Source organism: Rhodococcus antarcticus (assembly GCF_026153295.1).
Lineage (GTDB): Bacteria > Actinomycetota > Actinomycetes > Mycobacteriales > Mycobacteriaceae > Rhodococcus_D > Rhodococcus_D antarcticus.
This window is the reverse complement of record NZ_CP110615.1, coordinates 1,642,380-1,660,363: the sequence shown is the minus strand read 5'-3', so window position 1 is coordinate 1,660,363 and position 17,984 is coordinate 1,642,380. Positions and strand designations below refer to the sequence as shown.

Annotated in this window: 17 protein-coding genes; 3 read left to right on the top strand and 14 right to left on the bottom strand. The window is 73.1% G+C overall.

Annotation, left to right across the window (positions count from 1 at the left end; translation table 11 throughout):
* Positions 1-27 precede the first annotated feature (27 nt).
* From RHODO2019_RS07955 to RHODO2019_RS07910, 10 genes are all read right to left on the bottom strand, one after another.
* Positions 28-684 (bottom strand): DUF4333 domain-containing protein, encoded by a 657-nt coding sequence (locus RHODO2019_RS07955; protein ID WP_265384429.1) that lies wholly within the window; start codon positions 682-684, stop codon positions 28-30.
* A gap of 151 nt (positions 685-835) precedes the next feature.
* Entirely contained in the window at positions 836-3,619 is a 2,784-nt protein-coding gene (locus RHODO2019_RS07950; RefSeq protein ID WP_265384428.1) for a DEAD/DEAH box helicase, read from the bottom strand.
* A gap of 63 nt (positions 3,620-3,682) precedes the next feature.
* A complete protein-coding gene (gene tatC / locus RHODO2019_RS07945; RefSeq protein WP_265384427.1) occupies positions 3,683-4,654 on the bottom strand; it encodes a twin-arginine translocase subunit TatC in 972 nt (323 codons plus the stop codon).
* Positions 4,655-4,661: 7 nt separating this feature from the next.
* Positions 4,662-4,982 (bottom strand): Sec-independent protein translocase subunit TatA, encoded by a 321-nt coding sequence (gene tatA, locus RHODO2019_RS07940; protein WP_265384426.1) that lies wholly within the window; start codon positions 4,980-4,982, stop codon positions 4,662-4,664.
* 66 nt (positions 4,983-5,048) lie between these two features.
* Entirely contained in the window at positions 5,049-6,029 is a 981-nt protein-coding gene (locus RHODO2019_RS07935; RefSeq protein ID WP_265384425.1) for a helix-turn-helix transcriptional regulator, read from the bottom strand.
* Positions 6,026-6,979 (bottom strand): helix-turn-helix transcriptional regulator, encoded by a 954-nt coding sequence (locus RHODO2019_RS07930; protein WP_265384424.1) that lies wholly within the window; start codon positions 6,977-6,979, stop codon positions 6,026-6,028. The genes RHODO2019_RS07935 and RHODO2019_RS07930 overlap by 4 nt, the downstream gene beginning before the upstream one ends.
* Before the next feature lie 47 nt (positions 6,980-7,026).
* Complete coding sequence (gene pafA / locus RHODO2019_RS07925) at positions 7,027-8,385, bottom strand: Pup--protein ligase (RefSeq protein WP_265384423.1); 1,359 nt, start codon at positions 8,383-8,385, stop codon at positions 7,027-7,029.
* A 34-nt stretch (positions 8,386-8,419) separates the two neighbouring features.
* Positions 8,420-9,196: a proteasome subunit alpha gene (gene prcA / locus RHODO2019_RS07920; protein ID WP_265384422.1), complete on the bottom strand. Its 777-nt coding sequence runs from the start codon at positions 9,194-9,196 to the stop codon at positions 8,420-8,422.
* 85 nt (positions 9,197-9,281) lie between these two features.
* Positions 9,282-10,028, bottom strand: a complete 747-nt coding sequence (gene prcB, locus RHODO2019_RS07915; protein ID WP_265384421.1) for a proteasome subunit beta — start codon at positions 10,026-10,028, stop codon at positions 9,282-9,284.
* An 83-nt stretch (positions 10,029-10,111) separates the two neighbouring features.
* On the bottom strand, positions 10,112-10,306 hold the full coding sequence (locus RHODO2019_RS07910) for a ubiquitin-like protein Pup (protein ID WP_265384420.1): 195 nt from the start codon (positions 10,304-10,306) through the stop codon (positions 10,112-10,114).
* 101 nt (positions 10,307-10,407) lie between these two features.
* On the opposite strand from RHODO2019_RS07910, the gene RHODO2019_RS07905 reads away from it, so the two are divergent.
* Positions 10,408-11,007, top strand: a complete 600-nt coding sequence (locus RHODO2019_RS07905) for a YdeI/OmpD-associated family protein (protein WP_265384419.1) — start codon at positions 10,408-10,410, stop codon at positions 11,005-11,007.
* A 51-nt stretch (positions 11,008-11,058) separates the two neighbouring features.
* Here the strand turns inward: RHODO2019_RS07905 and dop are convergent, their stop codons facing one another.
* Positions 11,059-12,561 carry a depupylase/deamidase Dop gene (dop, locus tag RHODO2019_RS07900; RefSeq protein WP_265384418.1) on the bottom strand — a complete coding sequence of 501 codons (1,503 nt, stop codon included), beginning with the start codon at positions 12,559-12,561 and terminating at the stop codon, positions 11,059-11,061.
* 54 nt (positions 12,562-12,615) lie between these two features.
* Between dop and RHODO2019_RS07895 the strand changes: the two genes are divergently transcribed.
* Positions 12,616-13,125 carry an NUDIX domain-containing protein gene (locus tag RHODO2019_RS07895; RefSeq protein ID WP_265384417.1) on the top strand — a complete coding sequence of 170 codons (510 nt, stop codon included), beginning with the start codon at positions 12,616-12,618 and terminating at the stop codon, positions 13,123-13,125.
* 43 nt (positions 13,126-13,168) lie between these two features.
* Here the strand turns inward: RHODO2019_RS07895 and RHODO2019_RS07890 are convergent, their stop codons facing one another.
* From RHODO2019_RS07890 to arc, 3 genes are read right to left on the bottom strand one after another with little or no spacing between them, the layout of a single operon-like run.
* Positions 13,169-14,329: an esterase/lipase family protein gene (locus tag RHODO2019_RS07890; protein ID WP_265384416.1), complete on the bottom strand. Its 1,161-nt coding sequence runs from the start codon at positions 14,327-14,329 to the stop codon at positions 13,169-13,171.
* On the bottom strand, positions 14,326-15,213 hold the full coding sequence (locus tag RHODO2019_RS07885; RefSeq protein ID WP_265384415.1) for an aldo/keto reductase: 888 nt from the start codon (positions 15,211-15,213) through the stop codon (positions 14,326-14,328). Before RHODO2019_RS07885 ends, RHODO2019_RS07890 begins: the two co-directional genes overlap by 4 nt.
* Positions 15,210-16,994 carry a proteasome ATPase gene (arc, locus tag RHODO2019_RS07880; RefSeq protein ID WP_435532188.1) on the bottom strand — a complete coding sequence of 595 codons (1,785 nt, stop codon included), beginning with the start codon at positions 16,992-16,994 and terminating at the stop codon, positions 15,210-15,212. The genes RHODO2019_RS07885 and arc overlap by 4 nt, the downstream gene beginning before the upstream one ends.
* Before the next feature lie 141 nt (positions 16,995-17,135).
* Between arc and RHODO2019_RS07875 the strand changes: the two genes are divergently transcribed.
* On the top strand, positions 17,136-17,984 hold the full coding sequence (locus tag RHODO2019_RS07875) for a hypothetical protein (RefSeq protein WP_265384414.1): 849 nt from the start codon (positions 17,136-17,138) through the stop codon (positions 17,982-17,984).

The window sequence follows — 17,984 nt, the reverse complement described above, 5'->3', positions numbered from 1 at the left end:
GGATCCGGCCCGCCGGCACCCGCACCGTCAGGGGCGGGCCACCTCGTAGGTGCCGCCGCTGTCCTTCACCGTCACGGTCACGGGCGTGTCCTTGCCGCCGATGCTGGCCCGGCAGGTGAACGTGCTGCCCGTCTCGACCTTCTGGGCGGCCGGGCAGGTGACGGAGTCGACCTTCTGCCCGTAGCTGCTGGTGAGGATCCCCTGCACCCCGCTCTGCAGCGCCGTCTGGTCGAACGTCTTGCCGCCCGTGAAGAACGCCGGACCGGTGAACCCGAGAACGAGCACGATGACGACCACCAGAGCCACCACCCCGCCGATGATCAGCGGCAGCTTGCTCCCGCTCTTCGCGGGCGCGCCACCGAACGGGCTCTGGCCGTAGGGCTGTTGCTGGCCGTAGCCGCCCTGCTGGCCCCACGGCTGCTGGGGCTGCTGGCCGTAGCCGCCCTGCTGGCCCCACGGCTGCTGGGGCTGCTGGCCGTAGCCGCCCTGCTGGGGCTGCTGGCCCCACGGCTGCTGGGGCTGCTGGCCCCACGGCTGCTGGGGCTGGTCACCCTGCTGGCCGTAGCCGCCCCGCTGGGGCTGCTGCGGGTCCGAACCCTGCTCCGGCGCACCGTAGGAACCCTGGTACGGCTGCGGTGAGCCCCCGCCCTGCTGCGGCTCGTTCGGGTTGTACGGGGTGCTCATGGATTCCTCCGGAAGTCGGCCGGCCGGTGCGCAACGGGGACTCCGACCTGGTGGTACCGCCCCCCGAGCCGCCGCTGCGATCTCGCAGCGCGATCCAACCACAGCGCGTCGCCGGCGGATCGCCCTCGGCGGAACCCGCGCGCACGGCTTCCTAGGCGGTGCCGAGCGCGACCACGCCGCGCCGCACCGCGCGGACGGCATCCGCCGCCACCCGGCCGAGGGGGTCCGACCCCGAGGCGACCCGAACCTGGTCGAGCAGGTCCACCACCTGCCGGCACCAGCGAACGAAGTCCCCCGCCGAGAGCTGCTGCCCGTTCTCACCGGCCGCGGCGAGCACGGTGGCCAGCGACTCGCCCCGCGCCCAGCGGTGCACCGGCCAGGCGAAACCCAGGTCCGGCTCGCGGGTGGGGGCGATCTTGTGGCGCCGCTCGTCGTCGGTGAGCTCGGCCCACAGCCGCACCGTGTCCGCGAGGGCCGTGCTCACGGACCCTGCGGGGACCCGGGGCAGGGTCTCGGCCTCGCGGCGGCTCTCGAAGACCACCGCCGAGACGACCGACGCCAGCTCGGCCGCGGTGAGCCCCTCCCAGGTGCCACGGCGCAGGCACTCGGCGACGAGCAGGTCGGACTCGGAGTAGATGCGCTCGAGCCGGCGCCCGTCCGTGCTGACCTGCTGCTCCGACCCGGTGCCCGTGAGGTAGCCGCGCTCGGTGAGCAGCGCCCGGATGCGGTCGAAGGAGCGTGCCAGCGAGTGCGTGGTGGAGGCGACCCGCTGGCGCAGCGACTCGGTCTCGCGCTGCAGCCTGTCGTGACGCTCGGCCCAGCGGGCGTGGTCCTCGCGGTGCTCGCAGCCGTGGCAGGGGTGGGTGCGCAGGGCCCGGCGCAGCGCGGCGAGCTCGGCGTCGTCCGCGGCGGAGGCACGCTGCCGGCTGGGCCGCCCGGGGGCGACGATCCCGCTGGCGCGCAGCGAGGAGGCCACCTCGCGCCGGATCCGCGGCACCCGGTGGTCCACCCGCTTGGGCAGGGCGAGGTGGCCGAGCACGGTGGCCGCGGTCGGGAAGTCGCTGACCGAGAGCCGGCCCGCCCAGTGGTCCTCGGTGAGCACGAGCGGCCGGGGCTGGTCCTCGTCGCCCCCGGTGTCCAGCACCACGGCCAGACCGGCCCGCTTGCCGCCCGGCACGGCGATGACGTCCCCGCGCCTCAGGGCCGCCAGGGACTCCCCCGCCTCGGCGCGACGGGTGGCGCTGCCCTGCCGGCTCAGCGCCCGCTCGCGCTCCCCGATCTGCCGTCGCAGCGCGGCGTAGTCCGCGAAGTCGCCCAGGTGGCAGGTCATGGACTCGGCGTACCCGGCCAGCGCCTCGGTGTTCCGGTCCAGCGTGCGGGAGTGCCCGACCACGGAGCGGTCGGCCTGGAACTGGGCGAACGAGCGCTCCAGCAGCGCACGCGCCGCGTCCGGGCCCAGCGCGTCGACCAGGTTCACCGTCATGTTGTACGCGGGCTTGAACGAGCTGCGCAGCGGGTAGGTGCGGGTGGATGCGAGCCCGGCGACGGCCTCCGGCTCGACCCCCGGCTGCCACAGCACCACGGCGTGGCCCTCGACGTCGATGCCCCGGCGACCCGCCCGTCCGGTGAGCTGGGTGTACTCCCCCGGCGTCAGGTCCACGTGCGCCTCGCCGTTGTACTTCACCAGCCGCTCCAGCACCACGGTGCGGGCCGGCATGTTGATGCCCAGGGCCAGGGTCTCGGTGGCGAAGACCGCGCGCACGAGCCCCCGCAGGAACAGCTCCTCCACGCACGTCTTGAACGCGGGCAGCATCCCGGCGTGGTGCGCGGCCACCCCGCGCAGCAGCGCCTCGCGCCACTCCCAGAAGCCGAGCACCACCAGGTCGCCCTCGGGCAGGTCCCCGGTGTGGCGGCCCACGACCTCCATGATCTCGGCCTGCTGGGCGTCGGTGGTGAGCCGGGTTCCCGCGCGGACGCACTGGGTCACGGCGGCCTCGCAGCCGGCGCGGCTGAACACGAAGGTGATGGCGGGCAGCAGCTGCTCACGCTCGAGGCGCTCGATGACGTCCGGGCGCGGCAGGGGCCGGTAGCCGGAGTGCGACGGGCCCGAGAGGGCCGCCGGTGCACCCCGTCCGCGCCGGGAGTGCCGGGGCTGCCAGCTGTCCTCGCGGCGGGTGCGCTGCTGCACGTGGCGCACGAGCTCGGGGTCGACGACCAGGCGGCGCCCCGCGGAGTTGTCCCGCTCGCTGAACAGGTCGAACAGCCGCCCGCCGACCAGGATGTGCTGCCACAGCGGGATCGGGCGGTGCTCGTCGACGACCACCGTGGTGTCACCGCGCACGGTGGAGATCCACTCGCCGAACTCCTCGGCGTTGCTGACCGTCGCCGAGAGGCTGACCAGCCGGACGTCCTGCGGCAGGTGCAGGATCACCTCTTCCCACACCGCCCCGCGGAAGCGGTCGGCCAGGTAGTGCACCTCGTCCATCACCACGTGGCTGAGCCCGTGCAGGGCGTGCGAGCCCGCGTAGAGCATGTTGCGCAGCACCTCGGTGGTCATGACGACGACCGGGGCGTCGGCGTTGATCGAGGTGTCCCCGGTGAGCAGCCCGACGTTCTCCCGGCCGTGCCGGGCGACGAGGTCGGCGTGCTTCTGGTTGCTCAGCGCCTTGATCGGCGTGGTGTAGAAGCACTTGTTGCCGGCCGCGAGGGCCAGGTGCACCGCGAACTCGCCGACGACGGTCTTGCCGGCCCCGGTGGGTGCGCAGACGAGCACCCCGTGGCCGTCCTCCAGCGCCGTGCAGGCCTCGTGCTGGAACGGGTCGAGGGCGAAGGGGAGCCCGGCGGTGAACGCGGTGAGCTCGGGGTGCGCGGTGCGGCGCCTGGCGGCGGCGAACGCCTCCGCGTGCGAGACCTCGGCCGGGGATGTGTCAGCCACGACCGCCAGGTTGCCACAGCACCCGGCGGGCCGTCGGCTGCGGCGGCGTGGGTCCGGCCGCGGTCAGGTCGCGTCGGTGTAGCGGTCCGGGTCCTGCACCGCGCGCACGGTCGAGGCCACCGGGGTCGGTGAGGTCGTCACGTCCGCGGTGCCGCCCCCCGGGTCCAGCGGGGACACCGCGTCGTCGTCGAGCTCCGAGAAGTCCTGCGCGTCGGTCGAGGTCGCCTTGCGCTTGTCGTGGAAGGTCGCGATGACCCGGGCCAGCTCGAACAGCAGCGTCAGCGCGATGGCCAGGACCAGCATGGAGATGGGGTCGGTGCCAGGCGTGGCGACGGCGGCGAAGACGAACAGCGCCATGATGATCCCGCGGCGCCACTTCTTGAGGTTGGCCGCGGGCAGGATCCCCACCTGGTTGAGCATCACCACCAGCAGCGGGAGCTCGAAGCTCACGCCGAAGATGACGAGCAGCGCCAGCATGAAGCCGAAGTAGTCGTTGGGCGACAGGGCGACGGTGACGACGTCGGCGGAGAACCCGAGAAGCACCTGCAGGGCCTGGGCGACGACGTAGTAGGCGAGCACCGCACCGGCGGTGAAGAGAACGGCCGCGGCCGAGACGAAGATGTACGCGAACTTGCGCTCCTTGGCGTACAGCCCCGGGGTGATGAAGCCCCACAGCTGCGCGAGCCACACCGGGCTGGACAGGATGACCCCGGCGCTGACACCGACCTTGAGCTGCAGCAGGAACGCGTCGAACACGCCGGTGGCGAGCAGCGAGCAGCTGCCGGGGGTGTTGGTCAGGTTCGCCCGGGCGCTGTCGGGCAGGCTGCAGTACGGGTTGGTGAGGATCTTGCCGAGGCTGGGCAGGCCGAAAGGGTCGTGGTTGAACCACACGAACCCCAGCGATGCGCCGACGACGAGCGCGAGCGCGGCGATGGTGAGGCGGCGACGCAGCTCGAACAGGTGCTCCATGAGCGACATGGAGCCGTCCGCGCTCGCCAGGGGTGGCCCCTTGAGCGCAGCGATCGGGTTGAACACCCCTCGCTCAGCGCGGCTGGGTGGGCGGCACCGACGGCGCGGGAGCGGGCGACGCGGTGGCGTCGAGGAACCGCTGCGCCTCCAGGCGCTGCTCCTCGACGGTCTTCGTCTGGGCAGGCAGCGGGGAGGGCTCGTTGTCCGGGGTCTGCGTGTAGTCGGCGGTGGCCGCGGGGGCCTTCACGTCGTCCTCGCGCAGACCCTTGGTCTCCGCCTTGAAGATGCGCAGCGACCGACCGATCGAGCGGGACGCGTCGGGGAGGCGCTTGAACCCGAACAGCAGCATGACGACGACCGCAATGATGATGATCTCGGTGGGTCCCAGGTTCACGGTGTTGCCTCCTCGAGTGGTGTGCCGATTGCAGCGTACGCGCGCCGGAGCAGGCGCACGTGGGGGCTAGGTCGACGGGGTGGACGGCGGGGGGAGCTGGTAGGCCGCCAGAGCCCGACGGGCGCGGTCCGCGACGTCCGCGGCCAGGTCGGCCGGGGTGACCACCCGGGCCCCCGCGCCGAGACCGAGCACCAGACGGACCAGCCACTCCGCGTCGGTGTAGCGCAGCGCGACGCGGAGGCCACCGTCGTCGAGGGGGCTGGTCGACTCCACCGGGTAGTACTCGGCGACCCAGGAGTGCTGCCGGCCCAGCTCGAGCTCGGCCAGCGGCAGGCCCTCGCCGAGGTCGAACGGGTCGGCGGCCGGGCTCTGCGCACCCACCTCGGCCGGGGGCAGGACCTCGTCGAGCACCGCGACGTCCTCGACCCGGTCCACCCGGAACAGCCGCACGTCCTCGGCGCGCCGGCACCACCCCTCGAGGTAGGTGCGGCCCTCGACCACGAGCAGCCGTCGGGGTTCCACCACCCGGTCGGTGACGTCGTCCCGGGAGGCCGTGTAGTAGCGCAGGTGCACGGGGTGGCCGTCGGCCAGCGCACCGGCCAGCACGGCCGTGGTGGCCGCGGACTCGTCGTCGCCGTGCTCGATGCCGACGGCCACCGCGCTCGGCCCGCTCGCACCCCCGGCTGCGGCCTCGACCTTGGCCAGGGCGCGCTCGACGACGTCACGCTCGACGAGGCCGCCCACCTCGGCGAGCGCACGCAGGGCCACCCCCAGCGCGCCGGCCTCCCCCCTGGACAGCCGCAGCGGACGGGTCATCCCCGCGTCGAAGACCACGTCGACGGTGTCACCCTCGAAGGAGAGGTCGATGAGCTCGCCCGGCCCGTAGCCGGGCAGCCCGCACATCCACAGGAGCCCGAGGTCCTTGCGGAGCTGGGCGGGGGTGACGTCCAGCTCCGCGGCGGCGTCGACCACCCGCACGCCGGGGTGCGCCTGCAGGTACGGCACCAGGGCCAGCAGGCGGGGCAGCCGCTCGGTCCCGGCGCTCACGAGACCGAGCCGCGCAGGGTCGTCAGGACGCGCTCGCGCAGGTCGTCCGGGGACAGCACCCTGACGTCGGGCCCGTGCCCGGCGATCCACCGGGCGCCGACGTCGAGGGTCGCCAGCTCGAGGTCGACCACGGTGCCGTCCGGGAGCTCCTCGACGACCTGGGCGCGACGGCGCAGGCCCTGGGCCCGCCCGGGGGCCACGAGCACGCGGGCACGCACCGGACCGGAGGTGGTGCTGCTCGCGGACCGGCTGACCAGCGCGAGCAGGTCGGTCTCCGGCGGGACGACCACGGTCCCGGCGGGCCCGCTCGCGCGGACGTCGCTGATGCGGGAGACGCGGAAGCAGCGCACGGCGTCGCGGTCACGGTCGTGGCCCACCAGGTACCAGCGACCGCGGTGGGACACGACGCCCCACGGTTCCACGGACCGCCGGCTCGGCGCGGCCCCGGGGTGCGCGGTGTGGGTGAAGCCGACCGCACGAGCGTTCTCGACCGCCACCACCAGCGGGTCGAAGGCGGGGTCGCTCGCCCGGACGCGGGGCTGCAGGCCGGGAGCCGCGGAGGTGTCCACCTCGACCCCGGCCGCGCGGAGCTTCAGCACGGCCGAGCGGGCCGAGCCCGCGAGCTGCGGGGAGTCCCAGAGCCGCGAGGCCAGGGCCAGGGCCGCCGCCTCGTCGGGCTCGAGCGAGATCTCCGGCAGCTCGTAGTCCCGCCGGGCGATGCGGTAGCCGTCCCCCGCGTCGAAGTGGCTGGTCCGACCCGTCTCCAGGGGTACCCCCAGCTCGCGGAGCTCGGACTTGTCGCGCTCGAACATCCGGAAGAAGGCCTCGTCGGTGGGTGCCTCGTCGTACCCGGCCACGGTGGACCGGATGCGCTCGGCCGAGAGGAACTGCCGCGTGGAGAGCAGGCAGATCACCAGGTTCACCAGGCGTTCGGTACGGGCGGCGGACACGCGGACCACCCTAGGGGGACAGCAGGTGCGCCCAGCCCAGGCTCGGCCTACATGGAGGCGATGAGGCGCTCCACGCGCTCGTCCACCGATCGGAACGGGTCCTTGCAGAGCACCGTGCGCTGGGCCTGGTCGTTCAGCTTCAGGTGCACCCAGTCGACGGTGAAGTCGCGGCCGGCGTCCTGCGCGGCGGAGATGAACTCCCCGCGCAGCTTTGCCCTCGTCGTCTGCGGCGGGGTCTGCTCGGCCGTGGTGATGTCCTCGTCGGTGGTGACACGAGCGGCGAGGCCCTTGCGCTGCAACAGGTCGAACACCCCACGGCCGCGGCGGATGTCGTGGTAGGTGAGGTCGAGCTGGGCGATCCGGGGGTCCGAGAGGTCCATCCCGTGCTTGTCCTGGTAGCGCTGGAACAGCTTCTGCTTGATGGCCCAGTCGATCTCGGTGTCGACCAGCGACGGTGTGCTGGTCTCCACCGCGTCCAGGGTGCGGCCCCACAGCTCGACCACCCGGGTCATCGTGGGGTCCGGAGTGCGGTTGACGAGGTGCTCGACGGCCTTGGCGTGGTACTCGCGCTGGATGTCCAGGGCGCTGGCCTCGCGACCGCCGGCCAGGCGGACGGGGCGGCGACCGGTGAGGTCGTGGCTGATCTCCCGGATGGCGCGGATGGGGTTGTCCAGGGAGAAGTCCCGGAAGGCGACGCCGGCCTCGATCATCTCCAGCACGAGGGCGGCGGAACCCACCTTCACCATGGTGGTCGTCTCGGACATGTTCGAGTCGCCGACGATGACGTGCAGGCGGCGGTACTTCTCCGCGTCGGCGTGCGGCTCGTCCCTGGTGTTGATGATGGGCCGGCTGCGCGTGGTGGCGGAGGACACGCCCTCCCAGATGTGCTCGGCGCGCTGGCTCAGGCAGAAGGTGGACCCGCGCGGGGTCTGCAGCACCTTTCCCGCGCCCGCGATGAGCTGGCGGGTGACCAGGAAGGGCAGCAGCACGTCGGAGATGCGGGAGAACTCGCCCTGCCGCGCGACGAGGAAGTTCTCGTGGCAGCCGTAGGAGTTGCCGGCGGAGTCGGTGTTGTTCTTGAACAGGAAGATGTCCCCGCCGATGCCCTCCTCGGCCAGGCGCTGCTCGGCGTCGACCAGCAGGTCCTCGAGGATGCGCTCCCCGGCCTTGTCGTGGCTGACCAGCTGGACCAGGTCGTCGCACTCCGCGGTGGCGTACTCGGGGTGCGAGCCGACGTCGAGGTAGAGCCGGGCCCCGTTGCGAAGGAACACGTTCGAGCTGCGTCCCCAGGACACCACCCGGCGGAACAGGTAGCGCGCCACCTCGTCGGGGCTCAGGCGCCGTTGCCCCTTGAAGGTGCACGTGACGCCGAACTCGGTCTCGATACCCATGATGCGTCGTTCCACGAGCCCGACACTACGGCGCACCCCTGCGGCACGCTCAGGGCTGGTCGACCTCCGGCCGTGCGGTGCTCCGGAGGTCGGTGTCGGTCCCTGGTCCGGCGGCCGGGTCGGGCGTGGGCAGCATCGGGACGAGCGCAGCGGCGGGCAGCCGCCGGAACGCGCGGCGGGGACGGGCCTGCTCGAGCACGGCCACCTCGAGGGCAGCGACGTCCAGGGTGCGCGGCTCCCCTCCCCCACCGACCTGCTGCAGGGCGTCGACGGCGGTGCCGACGGCCTCGGTCAGCGTCATCCCGGGGCGGTAGGCCTGCTTGAGCGCGGCCGAGATGGGCTCGGTGGTTCCACCCATGGTGATGAAGTCCGCCTCGTCGCCGATGGAGCCGTCGTAGGTGATGCGGTAGAGCTGGGCGACCGTCTCCACCGCGCCGGGCGGCCCCACCTCTGCCACGCAGATCTCCACCTCGTAGGGCTTGGCCTGCTCGGTGAAGATGCCGCCGAGGGTCTGGGCGTAGGCGTTGGCGAGCGAGGCGCCGGTGACGTCGCGGCGGTCGTAGGAGTAGCCCCGAAGGTCCGCGTGCTGGATGCCGGCCCGCCGCAGGTTCTCGAACTCGTTGTACTTGCCCACGGCGGCGAACCCGATGCGGTCGTAGATCTCGCTGACCTTGTGCAGCGTCGAGGAGGGGTTCTCCGCGACGAACAGCACACCGTCGGCGTAGGTGAGCACCACCACGCTGCGCCCACGTCCGATGCCCTTGCGGGCCAGCTCCGAGCGGTCGCGCATGATCTGCTCGGCGGAGGCGTAGTAGGGCATCGTCACGGTGGTCAGCTCCTGCTCGGGGTACGGGCTCGCGGGACGGGCTGGCGGGGCTGGGTGCTGGCGGGGCTGGGTGCTGGCTGGCCGTTCAGCCGCCGGGGCGGGAGTGTCGGTCGGCCACCACGGCGGCGGCCACCTCGGCCGTGGCCGCGTCGGGCACGCGGACCGCACCGTGCTCGCCGGTGATGGTGATGACGACGGGGTACAGCCCGCGCACCAGGTCCGGCCCGCCGGTCGCGGAGTCGTCGTCGGCGGCGTCGTACAGCGCCTCGATGGCCGTGCGCAGGGCGGTCGGCTCGTCCGACCCGGCCTCGTAGCGCTTCTTGAGGGCTGAGCGGGCGAACAGGGAGCCCGACCCCACGGCGTGGTAGCCGGAGTGCTCCTCGTACCGGCCGCCGGTGACGTCGTAGGACACGATGCGCCCGGCCCGCGCGGGATCCACGGCGTCGACGTCGTAGCCCGCGAGCAGCGGTACCACGGCCAGGCCCTGCATGGCCGCCCCGAGGTTGCCCCGCACCATGGACGCGAGCCGGTTGGCCTTGCCGTCCAGGGACAGGGGACGGCCCTCGATCTTCTCGTAGTGCTCCAGCTCGACGGCGAACAGCCGGACGAGCTCGATCGCCACGCCGGCGGTACCGGCGATGCCCACCGCGGAGTGGGAGTCGGTGACGAACACCTTCTCGATGTCCCGCACGGCGATGAGGTTGCCCATGGTGGCCCGGCGGTCCCCGGCGATGAGGACCCCGCCCGAGTACGTCAGCGCCACGATGGTGGTGCCGTGCGGCGCGAGTCCCTCGTGCGCGACGCCGGTGCCCTCGCGCCGACCCGGCAGCATCTCGGGCGCGGTCCGGCGGAGGTAGTCGGTGAACGAGGACGTGTCCGGGGCTCCGGGGGCGGACGGGACCAGGGCGGGCAGGACTACTGCCCGCCCTTCTGCACGTAGGCCTTGACGAAGTCCTCCGCGTTCTCCTCGAGCACGTCGTCGATCTCGTCGAGCAGGTCGTCGGTCTCCTCGGCCATCTTCTCCCGACGCTCCTGGCCGGCCGAGCCGTCGCTGCCGACCGCGTCGTCGTCCCCGCCGCCACCGGTGCGCGTGGTCTGCTCCTGGGCCATCGTCGACTCCCTGCTCACATCTCGTCACTCGCGTGTGGTGCTCGGGATCGAACCCTACCCAGCACCACCGACAGCGGCGCGGGAGCGGGCAGGATGGCGCCGTGGTCATCGAGCTCCCCGAGCTGCTACTGCCCGACGCCGGTGCGTGGCGGTGGTGGCTCGTCGCGCACCACGCCGACGCCCCCGGGGTGCGCCTGGTGCTGCACAAGAAGGGCGGCACCGTGACCGGTCTGACCTACGCGCTCGCCCTGGACGAGGCGCTGTGCGTCGGCTGGATCGACGGTCAGATCGGCAGGCGGGACGAGGGGAGCTTCGTGCAGCGCTTCACCCCGCGGCGTCCGCGCAGCCCGTGGTCGGTGCGCAACCGCGAGCACGTGGCGCGGCTGGCGGGCGAGGGGCGGATGCTCCCGGCCGGTCGTGCGGCGGTCGAGGCTGCGAGGGCGGACGGCCGGTGGGACGCCGCCTACGCCGGACCGGCGACGATCACGGTGCCCGCGGACCTGGCCGCGGCCGTGGCCGCCGACCCCGCCGCGCAGGCGATGTGGGACGTGCTGACCTCGACCAACCGCTACGCAGTGCTGTGGCGCCTGACGCAGCTCAAGCGGGCCGACACCCGTACGCGCCGGATCGCCGAGTTCGTGGCGATGCTGGCCCGGGGCGAGACGATCCACCCGCAGAAGGTGCAGCGGCCGCCTGCGTGAAGGCCGTAGTCGGAGCGCTCCGGCACGCCCGGGTCCAGCACCCACCCTGCATCAGCCCGCCGAGAGTGCGTCCACCAGCTCCACGGCGGAGGTCACCGAGTCCAGCAGGGCGCCCACGTGGGCCTTGGTCCCGCGCAGCGGCTCCAGGGTGGGGATGCGCACGAGGGAGTCGCGGCCGACGTCGAAGATGACGGAGTCCCAGCTGGCGGCGGCCACGTCCTTGCCGAAGCGGCGCAGGCACTCCCCGCGGAAGTAGGCCCGGGTGTCGGTGGGTGGGGAGCTGATCGCGGCCTGCACCTGCTCCTCGGTGACCAGGCGCTGCATGGAGCCGCGGGCGACGAGGCGGTTGTACAGCCCCTTGTCCAGCCGCACGTCGGAGTACTGCAGGTCCACCAGGTGCAGCCGCGACGCCGCCCAGGTGAGCCCCTCGCGATCCTTGAACCCCTGCAGCAGCCGCAGCTTGGCAGGCCAGTCGAGCAGGTCCGAGCAGTCCATCGGGTCGCCGGAGAGCAGGTCGAGCACGTGGCTCCAGGTGTCCAGCACGTGCTGGGCGCGGGCGTCGGGCTCCCGGTCCAGCGCCACGAGCTCGGCGCAGCGCTCGTGGTAGATCCGTTGCAGGTCCAGCGCGGTGATCGAGCGGCCGTCGGCGAGCTCGACGGTGACGTTCAGGGACGGGTCGTGGCTGATCGCGTGCACGGCGGACACCGGCCGGGCGAGCTGCAGGTCGGAGAGGTCGGCGCCGGACTCGATGAGGTCGAGCACCAGGCAGGTGGTGCCCAGCTTCAGGTAGGTGGCGGTCTCGGCCAGGTTCGCGTCGCCGATGATGACGTGCAGGCGCCGGTACTTGTCGGCATCGGCGTGCGGCTCGTCGCGGGTGTTGATGATGCCGCGCTTGAGGGTGGTCTCGAGGCCGACCTCGACCTCCATGTAGTCCGCGCGCTGGGAGAGCTGGAAGCCGGGGGTCTCCCCCGACTGCCCGATGCCGACGCGGCCGGAGCCGGTGAACACCTGGCGCGAGGCGAAGAACGGGGTGAGCCCGGTGACGATGCTCGCGAACGGGGTGGAGCGGGCCATCAGGTAGTTCTCGTGGGTGCCGTAGGAGGCGCCCTTGCCGTCCACGTTGTTCTTGTACAGCTGCAGCTTCGGCGCGCCGGGGACGGTGGCGGCGTAGCGGGCGGCCTCCTCCATCACGCGCTCGCCGGCCTTGTCCCAGATCACGGCGTCCATGGGGTCGCTGACCTCGGGCGCGGCGAACTCGGGGTGGGCGTGGTCCACGTACAGCCGGGCGCCGTTGGTCAGGATCATGTTCGCGGCACCGATCTCGTCGGCGTCGATGATCGGCACCGGCGCCCCGGGGCGACCGAGGTCGAACCCGCGGGCGTCGCGCATCGGCGACTCCACCTCGTAGTCCCACCGGGTCCGCTTGGCGCGCGGGACGTCGGCCGCCGCGGCGTAGGCCAGCACCGCCTGGGTCGAGGTGATCACCGGGTTGGCTGAGCTGTCGCCCGGGGAGGAGATGCCGTACTCCACCTCGGTGCCCATGATCCGTCGCATGGGGGTCGAGCCTACGGCCGTGCCCGGATCGCGCAGTCCTGCCACCCTGGGTCGGTGACCGACGAGCTGGTGGCCCGCTACGACGCCGAGGGTCGCGAGGTGGGCGTGGTCCGACGGTCCCGGGTCTACGCCGAGGGGCTGTGGCACGCGTGCGCCGGGGTGCTGCTGCGCTCGGCGGACGGCAGCCGGGTGCTGGTGCACCGGCGCGTGCAGAGCAAGGCGGTGTTCGCCGGGCTGCACGACTGCGTGGCCGGCGGGGTGCTCGCACCCGGTGAGGACTTCGCGGGTGCCGCCGCCCGGGAGCTGGGTGAGGAGCTCGGGGTGCACGACGTGGAGCTGCACCCGCTGGACGAGATCGCCTACGACGACGGCCGCTGGCGCTACCACCTGGTGGTGTTCGAGGCGCGCTCCGACGGTCCGCTCGTGCTGCAGCCCGACGAGGTGGCCGAGGCGTGGTGGTGGACCCCGGCCGAGCTGCGCGCGCACCTCGCGGATCCGGCCTGGCCCTTCGTCCCCGACACCCGAGCGCTGCTCCAGCACCTGGACACCGGCGCCGGTTGGTAGCAGCTGCACGCCGCCCCGGGCGTCGTCGGGGGTACGTGCAGCGCTACCGAGCCAGGGCGGCCGGGGGCTCCCACGTGATCAGCCCGGCGAGGATCTGGGTCACCCGGGGCTCGGTGAGCAGGGCAAGGTGGCCGGTCGCCGGCACCACGTGCGTCTCCGGGACGGTGTGCTTGGCGCTGGAGACCGTGACGAGCCCGTCGCCGACCGCCCCCGCCCACCACGCCGACGGGTCGGCCGCCAGGGTCGCCGCGACGGCCACGTGCCGCACCCCCGGGGCCAGCGGCAGCCGGTGGGCGCGCTCGAGGTCGAGGATGCCGGCGCTGCGCAGGTCGAGCACCTCTGCCCACGGGCGGCTCTCGGGCCGCCAGCGCAGCAGCGTTGCGAGCCGGGCCGCACCCCGGGCCAGCGGTGCCCCGTCGTGCGGGGTGCCCAGGTAGGTCGCGGTGCGCACCAGGGGCAGCCACTTCCTCGCCACGGCACGCGAGCAGGCCTCCCGCAGCACCAGCCCGCCCATCGAGTGGCCCACGAGGTCGATCCGCTCCACGGGCACGGGCCACGCCCGCAGCAGGTCCGCGAGAAGCCGGGCCAGCTCGCGGCCGTTGTCGGCCACCGGGCGCCCGGTGTTGTAGCGCAGCACCACCGGCGTGGCACCGAGCTCGGCCAGGGCCTGACCGTGGCTGCCGCGCCCGTCGTGGCGGTACCACCACGCCTGCTCGGTCTCGCCGAGGCCGTGCGCGAAGACGACGACGTGCCCGGTGGGCTCCGGGTGCGCCCGGGCGAGCAGCGCGGTCTCCGCCCCGACCACCCTGCGCTGGTGGTGCGGGCCCAGCTGCACGGCGAGGTGGTTGCCGTCGTGGCGGAGCTGGTCGCCGAACAGGCCGTTCACCGCGCCCACCACGACCGACCCGGCCGCGGTGGACGTCAGGGCGTGCGACGTCCGCTCGGGGGGCAGCAGCGACGAGCCGGCCCCGACGACCCGCGCCACCACCCGGGCCCCCGAGCGGACGCCCGCGTAGCTGGCGTCGGCGATGGCGTCGTGCACCACGCGCACGGGTGCGGCCGCGGGTCCCAGCACGCGGAACACGTGACCGGCGATCATCCGGTGGGTGCCCTGGGCGGGCCGGCTCAGCACGTCCACCAGGTGGGCGACGAGGTCGGCGGTGGCGGCCACCTCGTCGCGGCGACGCGGCTGGGGCTCGGTCACACCCACGCCAGCTCCGAGCGTTGCGACCAGTACGTGCCGGGGTCCACGGCCGTCCCGGACACGTCCGGCGCCGTCACGTCGAGGCAGCGCAGGTTCGACCGGAGCTGCTCGGGGCCGGCCGCGCCCAGCAGCACCGTGTCCGCCCAGGGCTGCGCGAGGACGGCGGCCAGTGCGGCTGCGTCGCCCAGCTCGGCCACCAGGCGCCCGTTGGCCAGTGCCTCCTTGACCACGACGTGCACCCCGTCCTCGTGGGCCGCGGCCAGTGCCGGGCCGGCGGACTGCTCCCACGCGTTCCAGGTGGACTGAACCACGTCGAACAGCCGAACCCCGTCGACGGCCAGCGCCAGTCCCCGCTCGACGGTCTCGGCCTGGTGCGGCCCGCTCGTGGAGAACCCGACCCGCACCCCGGTGTCCCGGAGCTCGCCGAGGGCGTGCTGCAGCGGCGAGTCGGTCAGCAGCGGGCTGTCCGGGGTCAGGGAGTGCACCAGGTAGGCGTCGACGGCGAGCAGGGCCCGGGTCTCGTCGAGCTGGGCGGTGAAGCGGGCGAGGCTGTGCTCCTTGGCCTCGTGCACCGCGGCGTCGCGCCGCCAACCGCCCACGTAGGCGTATCCCCACTTGCTGCTCACGGTCAGCCCCGGGTGCTCACCGGTGCCGAGCCAGTCGTGCAGGAACTCCTCCGCCCGGCCGTAGGAGCGCGCGACGTCGACCCACCGGAGACCGGCCGCCCAGGCCGCGTCGAGCACGGCGGCGGTCTGGGCCCGCAGGGCGGGAACGCTCCGGTCGGACGGCAGGGCGGCAGCGGAGCCCGTGTTGATGTAGGCCGGTCGACCGACAGCGGCGAGACCGACCCCCAGCCGTGCGAGGTCGGCCCCGGCCGCGGTCACAGGTACTGGCCGGTGTTGGTCTCCGTGTCGATGGCGCGGGACGAGCTGGCGTTCTTGCCGGTGACGAGGGTGCGGATGTAGACGATCCGCTCCCCCTTCTTGCCCGAGATCCGCGCCCAGTCGTCCGGGTTGGTCGTGTTCGGCAGGTCCTCGTTCTCGGCGAACTCGTCGACGATGGAGTCGAGCAGGTGCTGCACGCGCAGGCCCCTGGCCCCCGTGTCGAGCACCGCCTTGATCGCGTACTTCTTCCCGCGGTCGACGATGTTCTGGATCATCGCACCGGAGTTGAAGTCCTTGAAGTACAGGACCTCCTTGTCCCCGTTGGCGTAGGTCACCTCGAGGAACCGGTTCTCGTCGGTCTCGGTGTACATCCGCTCGACGACCCGCTGGATCATCGCGTCGATGCACGCCTGTCGGTCGCCGCCGAACTCGGCCACGTCGTCGGCGTGGATGGGCAGGTCCGCGGTGAGGTACTTGGAGAAGATGTCCTCGGCCGCCTCCGCGTCCGGGCGCTCGATCTTGATCTTCACGTCGAGGCGGCCGGGCCGCAGGATCGCGGGGTCGATCATGTCCTCGCGGTTGGAGGCACCGATGACGATGACGTTCTCGAGGCCCTCGACGCCGTCGATCTCGCTGAGCAGCTGAGGCACGATCGTCGTCTCCACGTCCGAGGAGACACCCGAGCCGCGGGTGCGGAAGATCGAGTCCATCTCGTCGAAGAACACGATGACGGGCGTGCCGGCCGACGCCTTCTCCCGGGCCCGCTGGAAGATCACCCGGATGTGGCGCTCGGTCTCGCCGACGAACTTGTTGAGCAGCTCGGGACCCTTGATGTTGAGGAAGAACGACTTGGCCTCGCGCGGGTCGTCCCCGCGCGCCTCGGCGATCTTCTTCGCCAGCGAGTTCGCGACGGCCTTGGCGATGAGCGTCTTGCCACACCCGGGCGGGCCGTAGAGCAGGACACCCTTGGGTGGTCGCAGCGAGTACTCCGTGAAGAGGTCGGCGTGCAGGAACGGCAGCTCCACCGCGTCCCGGATCTGCTCGATCTGGCGGCCGAGCCCACCGATGTCGGAGTAGTCGACGTCCGGGACCTCCTCCAGGACCAGGTCCTCGACCTCGGCCTTGGGCACCCGCTCGTAGGCGTAGCCGGCCTTGGTGTCCACCAGCAGGGAGTCGCCGACCTTGAGGGTCACGGCGTCCGGGTCGTCGGGGTCGGCGAGGAGGGGCTTGGCGAGCCACACGACCCGCTCCTCGTCCGCGTGGCCGATCACCAGGGCCCGCGTGCCGTCGTCGAGGAGCTCGCGCAGCGCGCAGACCTCGCCCACGCGCTCGAAGGTGCCCGCCTCCACGACGGTCAGGGCCTCGTTGAGCCGGACGGTCTGGCCGCGCTGGAGCTCGGGGGCCTCGACGCTGGGTGAGGTGACCAGCCGCATGCGCCGACCGGAGGTGAACACGTCCACCGTCCCGTCCTCGTGGGCGGAGAGGAACACTCCGTAGCCGCTGGGCGGCTGGGCCAGGCGGTCGACCTCCTCGCGCAGCACCAGCAGCTGGGTGCGGGCGTCCTTGAGGGTCTCGAGGAGCTTGGTGTTGCGGGTGGTCAGCGAGTCCACCTTGGCGGTGGTCTCCTGCAGCCGACCCTCGAGGTCGGTGACGCGACGCGGCGACTCGGCGACGCGACGACGGAGCACCTCGATCTCTCGCTGCAGATCGGCGACCTGCTGGGCGGTGGCCTCGGTCGGACCACCTGCGCTGCTGCCGCGGGAACTTCCTGGTGCGCTCACGAGCGTCTCCTCCCGGTCGGAGCAACCACGCTACCGGCGCCGCGGGGTACCAGCCGGGTGACCTCGCACTCCCGCGTGACGCCGGTAGCGTCGTGCTCGGCCTCAGCGGGCCGCACGACCTGCGCAGGAGGGTGGACGGCCATGACGGAACCGCGCGATCCGGGACAGCCGGGCTGGGGCCGGCCCGGGGGGCCGGGTCCGGACCCCACGCGGGCGTTCCCCCAGCCGGGACCCTGGACGGGTGCCTCCCCCCCGCCGGGGTACGGACCACAGCCCGGGTACGGACCACAGCCCGGGTACGGCACCCAGCCGGGCTACGGTCCGCCGCAGGGGCAGCCGCCGTACGACGGGTACGGCTACCAGCAGACCGGGTACGGACCCCCGCCCGCCCAGCAGCCTCCCGGTGGTTTTCCGCCGGAGACGGGCGGGCGGGGGCGCGGGCCCCTCATCGGCGCGCTCGCGGCCGTGCTGGTGCTGCTCGTGGTGCTCGGGGTGGTGCTGTTCGTCCGCTCCGGCGACCGCTCCCCGGCCCCCGTGGCCGGCGCCACGAGCTCGAGCACCACGCCGGCGCCGTCGTCGAGCGCCTCGGTGGCCCCACCGCTGCCCAGCTCGATCGCCCCGTCGACCACGAGGCCGGCACCGACCACGACCCCACCCCCGACGACCACCACCGGTCCGGGCGCGGCGTCGCCCCGGGACGTCCAGCAGATCAGCGCGCTCGGCGAGCAGCTCGTGAAGGCCATCAGCGCCGGTGACCAGCGGACCCTGAAGTCCATCGCCTGCGCGAGCTTCGCCCCGAAGCTGGCGAAGTTCACCAGCCCGACCGAACCGCCGGTCGTCTACGACCGCACCGAGGGCGTCTCCGTGACCGGCAACGACGGCACCGCCGAGGTGTTCGCCGCCGACGGACCGTCCACTCCCACGCCGCAGACCATGACCGTCCAGCGTGTTGGCGGCACGTGGAAGGTGTGCGGTCTCGGCAACCGCTGA